Source organism: Arthrobacter zhaoxinii (assembly GCF_025244925.1).
Lineage (GTDB): Bacteria > Actinomycetota > Actinomycetes > Actinomycetales > Micrococcaceae > Arthrobacter_B > Arthrobacter_B zhaoxinii.
In genome coordinates this window covers 2150733-2163120 of sequence record NZ_CP104275.1, presented here as the reverse complement: position 1 = coordinate 2163120, position 12388 = coordinate 2150733, and the positions used below count along the sequence as shown (strand labels likewise).

At 66.5% G+C, this 12388-nt stretch carries 13 protein-coding genes, 1 tRNA gene and 1 other RNA gene; 11 read left to right on the top strand and 4 right to left on the bottom strand.

Annotated features, from left to right (window positions below; all coding sequences use genetic code 11):
* The first annotated feature begins 39 nt into the window (after positions 1 to 39).
* The 6 genes from N2K95_RS10175 to gndA all read left to right on the top strand — a co-directional run bounded on the left by N2K95_RS10175 (position 40) and on the right by gndA (position 4565).
* Positions 40 to 459, top strand: a complete 420-nt coding sequence (locus N2K95_RS10175) for a DUF3052 domain-containing protein (protein WP_260651470.1) — start codon at positions 40 to 42, stop codon at positions 457 to 459.
* Positions 456 to 920 (top strand): peroxiredoxin, encoded by a 465-nt coding sequence (locus N2K95_RS10170; RefSeq protein ID WP_260651469.1) that lies wholly within the window; start codon positions 456 to 458, stop codon positions 918 to 920. Before N2K95_RS10175 ends, N2K95_RS10170 begins: the two co-directional genes overlap by 4 nt.
* Positions 917 to 1870 carry an NAD-dependent protein deacetylase gene (locus tag N2K95_RS10165; RefSeq protein WP_260651468.1) on the top strand — a complete coding sequence of 318 codons (954 nt, stop codon included), beginning with the start codon at positions 917 to 919 and terminating at the stop codon, positions 1868 to 1870. Before N2K95_RS10170 ends, N2K95_RS10165 begins: the two co-directional genes overlap by 4 nt.
* Positions 1871 to 1955: 85 nt before the next feature.
* Positions 1956 to 2028, top strand: a tRNA-Val gene (locus N2K95_RS10160).
* A 122-nt stretch (positions 2029 to 2150) separates the two neighbouring features.
* Positions 2151 to 3011, top strand: a complete 861-nt coding sequence (locus tag N2K95_RS10155) for a class A beta-lactamase-related serine hydrolase (protein WP_260651467.1) — start codon at positions 2151 to 2153, stop codon at positions 3009 to 3011.
* Between the two features lie 117 nt (positions 3012 to 3128).
* Positions 3129 to 4565, top strand: coding sequence for an NADP-dependent phosphogluconate dehydrogenase (gndA, locus tag N2K95_RS10150; RefSeq protein ID WP_260651466.1), 1437 nt, complete (start codon positions 3129 to 3131; stop codon positions 4563 to 4565).
* Positions 4566 to 4646: 81 nt separating this feature from the next.
* Here the strand turns inward: gndA and epsC are convergent, their stop codons facing one another.
* From epsC to msrA, 3 genes are all read right to left on the bottom strand, one after another.
* Positions 4647 to 5231 (bottom strand): serine O-acetyltransferase EpsC, encoded by a 585-nt coding sequence (epsC, locus tag N2K95_RS10145; protein WP_255791649.1) that lies wholly within the window; start codon positions 5229 to 5231, stop codon positions 4647 to 4649.
* Positions 5232 to 5282: 51 nt separating this feature from the next.
* The gene (gene cysK, locus N2K95_RS10140; protein WP_260651464.1) at positions 5283 to 6218 is read right to left on the bottom strand and encodes a cysteine synthase A; all 936 of its coding nucleotides are present in this window, start codon (positions 6216 to 6218) and stop codon (positions 5283 to 5285) included.
* 97 nt (positions 6219 to 6315) lie between these two features.
* A complete protein-coding gene (gene msrA / locus N2K95_RS10135) occupies positions 6316 to 6840 on the bottom strand; it encodes a peptide-methionine (S)-S-oxide reductase MsrA (protein WP_255791651.1) in 525 nt (174 codons plus the stop codon).
* A gap of 129 nt (positions 6841 to 6969) precedes the next feature.
* Here msrA and N2K95_RS10130 point away from each other — a divergent pair, with 129 nt between their 5' ends.
* The 3 genes from N2K95_RS10130 (at position 6970) to N2K95_RS10120 (ending at position 9671) form a co-directional block, all read left to right on the top strand.
* Positions 6970 to 7884: a Nif3-like dinuclear metal center hexameric protein gene (locus tag N2K95_RS10130; RefSeq protein WP_260651463.1), complete on the top strand. Its 915-nt coding sequence runs from the start codon at positions 6970 to 6972 to the stop codon at positions 7882 to 7884.
* A 77-nt stretch (positions 7885 to 7961) separates the two neighbouring features.
* On the top strand, positions 7962 to 8702 hold the full coding sequence (locus N2K95_RS10125) for a zinc ribbon domain-containing protein (RefSeq protein WP_260651462.1): 741 nt from the start codon (positions 7962 to 7964) through the stop codon (positions 8700 to 8702).
* 3 nt (positions 8703 to 8705) lie between these two features.
* Positions 8706 to 9671 (top strand): reverse transcriptase-like protein, encoded by a 966-nt coding sequence (locus N2K95_RS10120; protein ID WP_260651461.1) that lies wholly within the window; start codon positions 8706 to 8708, stop codon positions 9669 to 9671.
* Between the two features lie 5 nt (positions 9672 to 9676).
* Here the strand turns inward: N2K95_RS10120 and N2K95_RS10115 are convergent, their stop codons facing one another.
* Positions 9677 to 10441: a YaaA family protein gene (locus N2K95_RS10115; protein ID WP_260651460.1), complete on the bottom strand. Its 765-nt coding sequence runs from the start codon at positions 10439 to 10441 to the stop codon at positions 9677 to 9679.
* 76 nt (positions 10442 to 10517) lie between these two features.
* Between N2K95_RS10115 and rnpB the strand changes: the two genes are divergently transcribed.
* Together rnpB and N2K95_RS10105 are read left to right on the top strand one after the other, a co-directional pair.
* Positions 10518 to 10924: RNase P RNA component class A (gene rnpB, locus N2K95_RS10110), an RNA gene on the top strand.
* A gap of 127 nt (positions 10925 to 11051) precedes the next feature.
* The gene (locus tag N2K95_RS10105; RefSeq protein WP_260651459.1) at positions 11052 to 12365 is read left to right on the top strand and encodes an MFS transporter; all 1314 of its coding nucleotides are present in this window, start codon (positions 11052 to 11054) and stop codon (positions 12363 to 12365) included.
* The last annotated feature ends 23 nt before the right edge of the window (positions 12366 to 12388 follow it).

Sequence of the window (12388 nt, the reverse complement as noted above, 5' to 3'; positions counted from 1 at the left end):
GATTCCCTTGTATTTATGCAGTCAACCAGGAGGAGTGAAGTGAGCGAGGCCGAGGCCGTCACTGAGGAAAACGTGGCGAGCAGATTGGGTTTCAAGGACGGTGACCTGGTCCAGGAGTACGGCTACGACGAGGATGTGGACTTCGACTTCCGCGAGGACCTCGAGGACCTCATCGGCGGCGAGCTGCTGACCGAAGACGACCACGATGTAGTGGACGGCGTCATCCTCTGGTGGCGTGCCGACGACGGCGACCTCGTGGATGCGCTGGTCGATTCGCTGACCACGCTCGACGACGGCGGCGTGGTCTGGGTCCTGACCCCGAAGTCCGGACGGGACGGCTACGTTCCCCCCGCCGACATCGAGGAAGCGGCCCCCACTGCGGGACTGCACGTCACGACGTCTCCGGGAGTCACCGAGGACTGGGCCGCTACGCGCCTGGTGAGCCGACGCAAGAAGTGACTGCGCACCTGCCCACGGCAGGTGCTGCTGTTCCGGATTTCTGCCTCCCCAACCAGTTTGGCGAGGCTGTTCGGCTGGAAGGCCTGCGGGGCTCCGGCGTCGTGCTGGTCTTTTTTCCTTTTGCGTTCTCCCAGGTGTGCCGCGGTGAACTAGCCGAGCTGGAGGCCGAACGGGCGCTGTTTGACGACGCCGGCGTGCGCCTTCTGGCGGTGTCCTGTGATTCGAAATACACGCTGCGGGCGTGGGGGGAGCAGGAAGGCTTCGGTTTCGACCTGCTGTCCGATTTCTGGCCCCACGGAGCCACGGCCAGGGCGTTCGGGGCCTTTGACGAGCGTTTAGGCCTGGCGCAGCGTGCCAGCTTCGTCATTGACGGGCAGGGAATGCTCCGTGCCTGTATCCGCTCCGAGCCCGGCGCCGCCCGCCCGCTCGAGCAGTACCGCGCTGCTTTGGAGGAACTGTGAGCGAACAGCCAGAACCAAAGGACTCCCGCCCGGGCCTCGGCCTTACGGGCTTCGCCAGGGGCCGGGCGCTCGACTCCGTTCCGGCGCCCACGGAGGAGGAACTGCGGCTGCTCGGGCGCGCCGCCGGTTATCTGGGCGGACAGCGGCTGGCGCTGCTGACCGGGGCAGGGTTGAGTACCGACTCCGGCATTCCCGATTACCGGGGCCCCGACGCGCCGCCGCGCAACCCGCTGACCTATCAGCAGTTCGTCTCGGATGCGGACCTCCGGCGGCGGTACTGGGCGCGCAACCACATCGGCTGGCACCATCTGCGCCATGCCGTGCCCAACCCCGGCCACGCGGCGGCGGCGGAACTGGAACGGCGGGGACTGCTGTCCGGCCTGATCACCCAGAACGTGGACCGGCTGCACACGGACGCCGGCAGTGTCAGTGTCATCGACCTGCACGGGCGCTACGACCGCGTGGTGTGCCTGAACTGCCGCTCCGGGTTCTCCCGCTCCGAGGTTGCCGAGCTGCTGCAGGAGCTGAACCCCGGCTACCTCGACCGGGTACGTCTGGACGGCGGAATCGCCCCGGACGCCGACGCGGACATCGCCGATACCGATGACTTCTTGGTGGCCGACTGCCCGGTCTGCGGCGGGATGCTCAAACCCGACTTCGTGTACTTCGGGGAAAACGTCCCGAAGGACAGGGTGGCCCGCGCCTATGCGGTGGTGGACGACGCCGGTGCCCTCCTGGTGGCGGGCTCCTCCCTGACGGTGATGAGCGGCCTCCGCTTTGTCCGGTACGCCGTAAAGGCCGGCAAGCCGGTGGTCATCATCAACCGGGGCACCACCCGCGGGGATCCGCTGGCTACCCTGAAGATCGACATGGGCGTCAGCACCGCCCTGACCTGGCTGGCGGAAAACCTCCCTGACCTGCCGGCAGGGACCCCCGGAAGCACCGATTAGGCATCCGTCCCGATTCTGGGGTAATGTAGTTCCTCGTGATGCAGGGCCGTGGAGAACTTTCCGCGGCGTCCCGGCACCATGATTCGGGTCTTTAGCTCAGCTGGTAGAGCGCCACGTTTACACCGTGGATGTCATCGGTTCGATCCCGGTAGGACCCACAAGATCAACCGTCGTTACTTTCCGCACATGCGGGAGGTAACGGCGGTTTTTTGTCGTTTAAGCCAGAGGACCTCCACTCGAGGGAAGAAAAGAAAGAAGGCGGAACAGGACAAAGGGGTTAATGACTGAGTCATTAAAGACGCGGAAGACCGTCTGCTCGATGCTGGCCGGGCTGCTCCTGCTGGCGGGCTGCGCAGGGCCGGAGGACGCCCCGGTGACGGAGCCGGCCGGGACGGATCCCGAGGACAGTGCCGTTCAACCGGCGCCTCCGCCCGACCCGCTTGCCGCCGAGCTTGAACAGGTGGCCGCGGACACCGGGGCGGACTTCTCCGTCGCCGTCCAGGACAACCGCACCGGCGCTTCCTGGAGCTATAACCCGCAGGGACGCTACCTCGAAGCGAGCCTGGTGAAGGTTCCCATCCTCCTCACACTGGTCCGGCAGGCGACCGAGGAACAGCGCAGCCTCACGGCGGAGGAGGAGAGCCTGGCGGCGATGATGATCGAATACAGCGACAATGAGGCCACCAGCGAGCTCTACAGCAGGGTGGGAGGCCGGACGGAGCTGAACCGGACCTACGAACTCATCGGGGTATCGGACACGGAAGCCGGCGAAACCTGGGGCGCCAATGAAACCACGGCTGAGGACCAGCTGCGGATCGCCCGGACCGCCGCACAGGGCGCCGACTGGCTGGATGCGGACCTGCTGGAGTTCGCCGTCGGCCTGATGGAAAACGTCTGCCCGGAGCAGAACTGGGGCATCAGCGCCGGGGTGCAGGATTACGGTGCCGAAGTGGCGCTGAAGAACGGCTGGCTGCAGGACGACGACGCCGTATGGAACGTAGGCAGCGCCGGTTTTGTCCGCACCGGGGACAGCGATTACAGCATCGTTGTGCTCAGCTCCCGGAATTCCACCCTCCCGGAAGGGATCGACGTTGTGGAAGGCGTTGCCTCCACGGTCAACGGCTACGAGGAAGGCGGGTGAGCCCCGTGCCGATGTGGCGGCGGGGAGCTGAAGAAGCATAGGCTGGAGCGTGAACCGGCGCTTTTTCCAGCGCCTGCCCCGTGCCCGCCGGGCACCCGAACCATCCTTGGAGAGAACTTGAGTGCACAAATTGGTGTAACCGGCCTTGCCGTCATGGGAGCGAACCTCGCCCGCAACCTCGCCCGCAACGGTTACACGGTGGCCCTGCACAACCGTTCCATCGAAAAAACGGATGCCCTGCTTTCCGCCCACGGCGAGGAGGGGGACTTCATCCGCACCGAGACGCTGCAGGAACTGGTCGACTCGCTGGAGAAGCCCCGCCGCGTCCTGATCATGGTCAAGGCCGGCGTGCCGGTGGACTCCGTGATCGGCCAGCTGGTGCCGCTGCTGGAGCCGGGCGACATCGTCATCGACGGCGGCAATTCGCACTTCGAAGACACCCGCCGGCGCGAGGCCGCCCTGGCCGAGAAGGACCTGCACTTCGTGGGGGTCGGCGTATCCGGCGGTGAAGAGGGCGCCCTCCTGGGCCCCTCCATCATGCCCGGCGGCTCCCGCGAGTCCTACGATTCCCTCGGCCCCATGCTGGAAAAGATCGCTGCCAAGTACGAGGGCGAGCCCTGCTGCACCTGGATCGGCACCGACGGCGCCGGCCACTTCGTGAAGATGGTCCACAACGGCATCGAATACGCAGACATGCAGGTGATCGGCGAGGCCTACGACCTGCTGCGCTCCGCTGCCGGCATCGAGCCCGCCGAGCAGGCAACCATCTTCAACGAGTGGAACACCGGCCAGCTCAGTTCCTTCCTGATCGAAATCACCGCCGAGGTCCTGGGTCACGTGGACGCCCGCACCGGGAAGCCGTTCGTGGACGTAGTGGTGGACTCCGCCGGGCAGAAGGGCACCGGACGCTGGACCGTTGTCTCCGGCCTGGACCTGGGCTCGCCGGTCTCAGCCATCGCCGAGTCCGTCTTCGCCCGCGCACTGTCTTCCCAGCGCGGCCAGCGCGAGGTGGCGCAGGAGACCCTGCAGGGCGCGGAAACCGCCGTCGAGCTTCCCGACACCTTCGTGGACGACGTCCGCCAGGCCCTCTACGCCTCCAAGTTGGTGAGCTACGCGCAGGGCATCGACATGCTCAACGCTGCCGCCAGGGAATACGGCTGGGACCTGAAGCTGGACGAGATTGCCTCGCTCTGGCGCGCCGGCTGCATCATCCGTGCGGAACTGCTGGATGACATCATGAAGGCCTACGCAGGCAGCGAAGCACCCGCCAACCTGCTGTTCGCGCCGGCCTTCGCCGAGTCCATCGCCGCGGCTGTTCCGGCCTGGCGCCGCGTGGTGTCCGTCGCCGTGCAGCTGGGCATCCCCGTGCCGGTGTTCTCCTCCTCGCTGGCCTACTACGACGGCCTGCGCCGCAAGCGCCTTCCTGCAGCACTCACCCAGGGGCTGCGCGACCTGTTCGGCGCGCACACCTACCACCGGGTGGATGCCGAGGGTACCTTCCACACCATGTGGGGCGAGGACCGCGCCGAGGTTGAGGCAGTGGACACCCACTAGGACCGGCCAGGCATAAGGAAGGCCCGCAGCGGACGCTGCGGGCCTTCCTTATGCCTTATGCCTTATGCCTGATGCCCGGGGCTAAATGTAGATGGCCGGGTCGATGTACTCGGCCGGGTCCACGGCCGGCTGGGTCATCTTCGTGTCCCGGTGCCGCCATTTGGCCGGAATGCCGGTGATGATCGAATCCGCCGGCGCATCCTTGACCACCACGGCATTGGCTCCCACCGCACTGTTGGCACCGATGACCACCGGCCCCAAAATCTTCGCGCCTGCGCCTACGGTCACACCGTCGCAGATCGTGGGGTGACGCTTGACCCGGGCCAGCGAACGCCCGCCCAGGGTCACCCCGTGGTACAGCATGACGTCGTTGCCGATCTCGGCGGTCTCGCCAATGACTACACCCATGCCGTGGTCAATGAAGAACCGGCGGCCGATGGTCGCGCCGGGGTGGATCTCAATGCCGGTGGCGAAACGGGTCACCTGCGACAGTACGCGGGCCGGGAACCGCAGGGCAGGCTTCGCCCACATGCGGTGCGTCAGCCGGTGCATCCAGATGGCATGCAGGCCGGAATAGACAACCAGGTTTTCGAGCGCACCCCGGGCCGCCGGATCATGTGATGCGGCGGCGTCGAGGTCTTCGCGCAGTCGGGCTAACAGACTCACAGAGGACTTTCTGCTCGGATGATCCGTCCCGGGGAAGGGCCGGAACGCGGCCTAGCCGCGGATGTCGTCGTACAGGACGGTCGAGATGTAACGTTCCCCGAAGTCGCAGACGGTGGCAACAATCAGCTTACCGGCGTTCTCTTCGCGCTTGGCGAGTTCCAGTGCAGCCCAGACGATCGCACCGGACGAGATGCCGCCCAGAATGCCTTCCTGCGTGCCCAGGGCACGGGCCGTGGCAACGGAGTCCTCGATCGAGGCGTCGAAGACCTCGTCGTAGACGGTGGTGTCCAGGATCTCGGGGACAAAGTTGGCGCCTATGCCCTGGATCTTGTGGGGCCCGGGGGAGCCGCCGTTGAGGATGGCGGAGTCCTTGGGTTCCACGGCCACGATCTTCACGTCCGGCTTGCGTTCCTTCAGGACCTGCCCGACGCCGGTGATGGTGCCGCCGGTGCCGATGCCGGCAACGAAGATGTCCACCTTGCCGTCGGTATCCGCCCAGATCTCCTCGGCGGTGGTGGCCCGGTGCACCGCCGGGTTGGCCTCGTTGGCGAACTGCTGGGCCCAGATGGCGTTCTCGGTGGCGGCGACGATTTCCTTGGCCTTCTCCACTGCACCGCGCATGCCCTCGGCACCGGGTGTGAGGACAATCTCGGCGCCGTACGCGCGCAGCATGACCCGGCGCTCGGTGGACATGGTCTCGGGCATGGTGAGGATCACCTTGTAGCCGCGGGCAGCACCCACCATGGCCAGTGCGATGCCGGTGTTGCCGGAGGTGCCCTCGACAATGGTGCCGCCGGGCTGAAGTGCTCCGGCCTTTTCGGCGGCGTCAACAATTGCCACGCCGATCCGGTCCTTGACGCTGTTGGCGGGGTTGTAGAACTCCAGCTTCACGGCGACCTGGGCGGGGAGCCCTGCCGCGAGCCGGTTCAAACGGACCAGCGGAGTTCCGCCTACGAGCTGGGTTACATCGTCATAAATACGAGCCATGGTTTCCTCTATTCCTTCAACGTTCCTGAAAAAGCCGGACTCAAAAAGCCCGAACTCCGTTCTGCCCGTTCCAGCCTATCGGGGCGGCCTGACGGGCCTAGCCCTGAAGCCATTCGGAGTAATACTTGCGGGCCTTGGCCAGCTTCGGATTAATAATCACCTGGCAGTAACCCTGGCCGGGGTGTTTGGCGTAGAAATCCTGATGGAAGTCCTCAGCCGGGTAGAACCGCGGGAGGGGGACGATCTCAGTCACAATCGGATCCTTCCAGTTCTCCCGCGCCCGCTCGACGGCCGCTTCGAAGTCCTTGCGCTGGTCCTCGTTCCCGTAGAACATCGAGGACCGGTACTGGGTACCGACGTCGTAGCCCTGGCGGTTGAGCGTGGTGGGATCATGCTGCGAAAAGAACATGTCCAGGATGACCTCGGGGGGAATGATGTCCTCGTCAAAGGTCACCGCCACCACCTCCGCGTGTCCGGTGACGCCGGCGCTCACACTGTCATAATCGGGGTTGTCCACCGCCCCGCCCGTATAGCCGGAAACTACGTCGGTTACGCCGCGGACCTTGCGGTAGAGGGCATCGAGGCACCAGAAGCAGCCTCCGCCTAATACATACGTCTTCATGCCCTTAACAAGGCGCAGGGACCCGCTTTGATTCCCGGGAGCCCGTAAAAGGGTGCAGCGGTGTTCCCTCCGTCACGGCAGGCGCGGCGGAATTGAGCGGGGCAACTGGGGCAGGGTAGAACTAAAGTTATGGAAGCGGAACACCCCCACGAACGCGCCGGCGCCGACACTGTCCCTGATCAGGCACAGCAAACCGACGGCAGCAGCATCCCCACCCTTGGCGACATCCTGCTGGCAGCTGAAGAGCTCTGGCCCGAATCGTTGGCGGAGGACTGGGATGCACCCGGCCTCGTGGCCGGGCGGGCAGACCGGGAGGTCCGTCGGATCCTGTTCGCAGTCGATCCCACCCGCGAAGTCATCGACGAGGCACTGGAGTGGAAAGCGGATCTGCTCATTACCCATCACCCCCTGCTGCTCAAACCCGTCAACTCGGTGGCTGCCACCACATTCAAGGGCGACGCCGTACACCGCCTGATCGAGGGCGGCTGCGCCCTGCTGACCGTACACACCAACGGCGACAGCGCCGTCGGGGGAGTCTCCGACGTGCTCGCCGACGCCTTCGGGCTGGGGAACGTCACCCCGCTGGTGCCCGCTGCCGCGGGCCTGCCCGAAGAGGGAATCGGCCGGGTCGGTGACCTGCCCGAGCCGCTCACCCTCGCGGCCTTCGCCGAACGCGTGTTCGGCCTCCTGCCCGCCGTCGCCGGCGGCGTCCGCGTGGCCGGGGAAGCGCAGGGCCTGATCCGGCGGGTGGCGGTCTGCGGAGGAGCCGGTGACAGCCTGTTCGACGCCGTCCGTGCGGAGCGTGCAGATGTCTACGTCACTGCGGACCTTCGCCACCACCCGGCGTCGGAACTGCGGGAGCGTGCCCTCACCGGCAACGGCCGCCCTTATCTGATTGACGTCTCCCACTTCGGCAGCGAGTGGCTGTGGCTGACCCCGGCCGCCAACGCGCTGGAAAACGTGCTGACGGACCAGGGTTTCACCGCTGAGGTGCGCGTCAGCGGCGTGAACACCGATCCGTGGGACTTTGTACTTACTCCCTAGGCTGAAGTGATCCCCGCCGGTGGCATAGGCTTAGGAGAGCCGGGCCAGGCAGGTCCGGATATACACGGAGGTAATCGGTGGCAAAAGCATCGCCCGCGGAGCAGCTGAGGCTGCTGGATCTGCAGGCCCTGGACAGCAGGATCAAGTCCCTGCGGAACCAGGCCCGCAACGTTAACAACAATCCCGAGATCGCGTCCCTTGCCGGTGCCGTTGCCGCCGCCGAAAGCGCACGCGTGGCAGCCGGCACGGAAGTAGCCGACATTGAACGTGAGCTCACCCGCGCCGAAGCGGATGTAGCGTCAGTGGTTGCGCGTATGGCCCGTGACCAGCAGCACCTGGACAGCGGCAAGGGCGGCTCCAAGGAGCTCACCGCCCTGCAGGCGGAAATCGTTTCACTTGAGCGCCGCCGGTCCGACCTTGAAGACGTGGAACTCGACGTGATGGAACGGCTCGAAGCGGCGCGCACCCGCGAAGCCGAAGCCGGCGCGGCCCTGACCGCCCTGCACGAGAAGCGCCGGGAACTGGAAGACAAGCGTGACGCCGAACTGGCAGTCATCGGTTCTGACCGCGCCGACGCCGAGGCCCGCCGCGAGGAGCTCGCCGCAAGCTTCGACGCGGCACTGCTCGCCGTCTACGAAAAGACGCTCTCCAAGCACGGCATCGGCGCAGCACGGCTGTTCCACGGCACTTCCGAAGGCTCGGGGATGCAGCTGAGCCCCGGCGACCTGGCGGACATCCGCAAGGCCGCCGACGACGAGATTGTCTTCTGCCCGGATTCGGGCTGCATCCTGGTCCGTTCCGCCGAGTGGGGCAGCTGAGCGGTGACACTGTTCGACCCGGAGCCTGACGCCGGTGCCGAGCCCGCGCCTGCCCGTGCCGCGGCCGGCGGGGCCCGGCGCACCCTGATCGTGGAAGCGGACGGCGGTTCGCGCGGCAATCCCGGCATCGCCGGCTACGGCGCGCTGGTCCGCGACCCCGACACCGGCCGCATCCTGGCCGAGAAGGCCGAATACGTGGGCCGGGTGTCCAACAACGTGGCCGAGTATTCGGGCCTGATTGCCGCCCTGGAGCTGGCGCACAGCATCGACCCCGACTGCTGGATCCTGGCCAAGATGGATTCCAAGCTCGTGGTGGAGCAGATGAGCGGGCGCTGGAAGATCAAGCACGCGGATATGCAGAAGCTCGCGGCCAAGGCCCGGTCGATCGTCAACCCGCAGCGGGTGAAATACCAGTGGATTCCGCGGGAGCTGAACAAGGACGCGGACCGGCTGTCGAATGAGGCAATGGACGCCGGAACCGCCGGGGTGCCGTGGAAGCCGCGCGCCGGGGCCGACATCAAGGCTGCGGCTGCCGCAGCGGTGCTGGAAGCGGCTTCGTCTCCCGCTCCGGAGGCCGCGCCCACGGGACGGCTGCATCACACGGAGATCTGGGTCAACGACTTCGCCGCGGCGGAAAAGTCCCTCGGCTGGCTGCTGGAGCGGGTGGGCTACGTCCGGAAGGACACCTGGTCCACCGGCGCAAGCTGGCAGGGCGCTGACGGGTACTTCGTGCTCGAGGCCGGCCCCGACGTCGAACCGGGTCCGTATTCGAGGAAACGGCCGGGCCTGAACCACCTGGCGTTCCGCGCCGGTTCAGAGGCCGACGTCGACCTGCTGGCACGCCGCGCCTCCAGCCACGGCTGGACGCTGCTGTTCGCGGACCGGCACCCCTACGCCGGGGGAGCGGAGCACTACGCGGCCTATCTGGAGAACGAAGAAGGCTTCGAAGTGGAACTGGTGGCCGGCTAGGACCCTTACCCGGCCAGGAGAAGGTTGAGCTGGTACGGCTTCCGGCCTGCCGGAGCCACCAGCTCGGCCTCCCACTTCTCCTGCGCAGCGGCCAGCAGTTCCTGCGGTGTTGCGGGCTCCGCGCCGCCGCGCAGGAGCAGATGGCGGGCCAGCTCGCCCCGGGTGTGCTTGGCGAAGTGCGAAACCACTTTCCGTTTGCCGTCCCGGACAGTAAACACATTCACCGCAGCCGTGTGCTGCGGGTCCGGCGTCCACGCTGCCGCATAGGTGCTGGAACGGCAGTCCACCACCAGCGAATCGCCCGCATACTCATTCAGCGGACCAGTCAGGTGCTGCTTCCAGAAGGAGGCAAGGCGTCCGGTTTCCGGCAGCCACACCGACATTGAGAGCCGGTACGCCGGGATGGGATCGGCAAAGCCCAGGGCGCCCCACAGGGCGGACATCACCAGCACTGCGTCGTCGGCCCTTCCCTGCGCCTGTGCCGGAAGCGACGCGTAGCCCAGCGCGTCATAGAGCACACCGGAGTACACCCGGTGGGCGGGTGCGCAGGGCTGCGAGTCCAGCACCGTGTTGCGGTGCACTTCAGCCGCCAGGGTTGCCCCCACACCCAGGACCGACAGCGCATCACCGGAGCTGCTGGCTTCGGCAAGGGCCTTGAGCACCAGGGCCCGAGGTTCGGCAAGCATCGGAAAATGCAGCCGGGACGGGTCCAGCACGGGCCCGGACGGAGCAGCGGTTTTACCTTCGGAGGGCGGGAGGAGAATCAGCACCGGTTAATCCTACGCGAGCAGCCGGCGCTGCTTCCGGCCCGGAAGGCCCCGGCGGGACGGTAGAGTTGACTCTGGACGGGTTGGCCAGGCGATCGCGTCGGCGCGGATTCCTTTTTGGAGGAAGCCGCTGCCGCCGAGGAAAGTCCGGGCTCCGCAGGGCAGGGTGGTGGGTAACGCCCACTCGGGGAAACCCGCAGGCCAGTGCCACAGAAAAGAAACCGCCGGCGGGCCGCTTTTGCGGCTTCTGCAGGTAAGGGTGAAAAGGCGGTGTAAGAGACCACCAGCGTCCCGGGTGACCGGGACGGCTAGGTAAACCCCACCCGGAGCAAGGCCATACAGGACGCGTTTGAGGGCTGCCCGCCCGATGTGTCCGGGTAGGCCGCTTGAGGCCGCCGGCAACGGCGGCCCTAGATGGATGATTGCCGCTCCCGGTCCGGTAACGGTCCGGGCGTACAAAACCCGGCTTATCGGCCAGCCCGTCCACATACTTTTCACAAAACCGGGGTTTCCGCACCTGGGAAATCCGCACTTCCGGCGAAGCTTTGGGGCAGATTGCTGCTCCGGCACGCCGACGGGTTTTATTCGGCAGGTGCTGGGCTATTCTGTGGCAATGTCCCAAACCGAGGCGACAAAAAAGCCATTGGTTCTGCGCAACACCAATTTCGGCCGGTTATGGCTCTCTTCAACCGCCGGAATCTTCGGCTCTGCCGTCACCAGCGTCGCCCTGCCCGTCATAGCGGTAACCGAGCTGGATGCTTCAAACGCGACGGTTGCCGTCCTTTCCGGGATGACCTTCCTCCCGTGGCTTTTGTTCGCCCTGCCGATCGGCGTGTTGGTGGACCGGCACCGGCGCCGTCCGCTGATTGTCATCTCCCTCACCGTCCGGACCCTGCTGCTGGCCAGCCTGCCCGTGGCATGGTGGCTCGGTGTCCTGAGCATCGCGCAGCTGTTCCTGGTGTCTTTCGGAGCCGGATTGGCGGCCGTGTTTTTCACCCTCGCGGAGCAGGCGCTGGTGCCCCTGGCAGTGAACCGCGAGGAACTGGTGGAAGGCAACGGACTGATGACGGGCTCCGGCGCCCTCGGCGACGCCGGCGGCCGGGCCGCCGGCGGGTGGGTCACTGATGCCTGGGGAGCCTCCAACGCGCTGCTGCTGCAGGTCTCGGCGTCCGTTGTCTCCCTCATGGCGATCCTCCGGCTGGACATCAGCGAATCCCGGCCGGACCGGCCGAAGGACCGGAAGGTTGTCCGGGACATGGCGGAGGGCCTGCGGTACACCTTCAGCACCGTGCCGCTGCGCATGCTGCTGATCACCGGGGCGCTCTGGAACCTCGGCGGCAACATTGTGGTGTCCCTGCTGGTGCTCCTGGTGATCCGCTCCCTCGGGGAGACTCCCGTCATGCTGGGCCTGCTCACGGCTGCCACCGCAGTGGGCGGCACCGTCGGCGGGTTGTCCGCCAAGGCCATCACCGGGCGGTTCGGCTCCGGACGGGTGTGGCGGTATTCAATGTTCCCGGTGGTCGCCGGATACGCGAGCCTGCTGTTCATCTCGCCGGGCCGGGGAATGACCGCCGGATTCATCGGCCTCTTCATTGCCGGCTTCTCGATTTCCCTGAACATCGTGGTCTCTACGACTTTCCGCCAGCGGGTCTGCCCGCCGGAACTGCTCGGCCGGCTCGGCTCGGCCCAGCGGATGGTGACCTGGGGGATGCTCGCGGTGGCGGCTTTTGCCGCCGGTCTGCTGGTTGAACTGGTGGATATCCGCGGCGGGATCCTCACCGGAATCCTGATCGCCGCCCTGGCACCGCTGAGTGCTGCTTTCGGTCCGCTCCGCCGGGTCCGGGACCTCGCCGACCTGGAGCCGGCCAAAGCCGCCGGCACCGCTGGAAACGCCGCCGGGACCGGACGGCCTGCTTCCACCGTGTGACCGATCTCTCACGCATGGGGCTG

What these genes read in the sequence shown, in the direction of transcription:
- N2K95_RS10155 (WP_260651467.1), top strand. Translation starts at nt 2,151, where the DNA reads ATGACTGAGTCATTAAAGACGCGGAAGACCGTCTGCTCGATGCTGGCC.
- cysK (WP_260651464.1), bottom strand. Translation starts at nt 6,218, where the DNA reads ATGGCTCGTATTTATGACGATGTAACCCAGCTCGTAGGCGGAACTCCG.
- msrA (WP_255791651.1), bottom strand. Translation starts at nt 6,840, where the DNA reads ATGAAGACGTATGTATTAGGCGGAGGCTGCTTCTGGTGCCTCGATGCC.
- N2K95_RS10130 (WP_260651463.1), top strand. Translation starts at nt 6,970, where the DNA reads ATGGAAGCGGAACACCCCCACGAACGCGCCGGCGCCGACACTGTCCCT.
- N2K95_RS10105 (WP_260651459.1), top strand. Translation starts at nt 11,052, where the DNA reads ATGTCCCAAACCGAGGCGACAAAAAAGCCATTGGTTCTGCGCAACACC.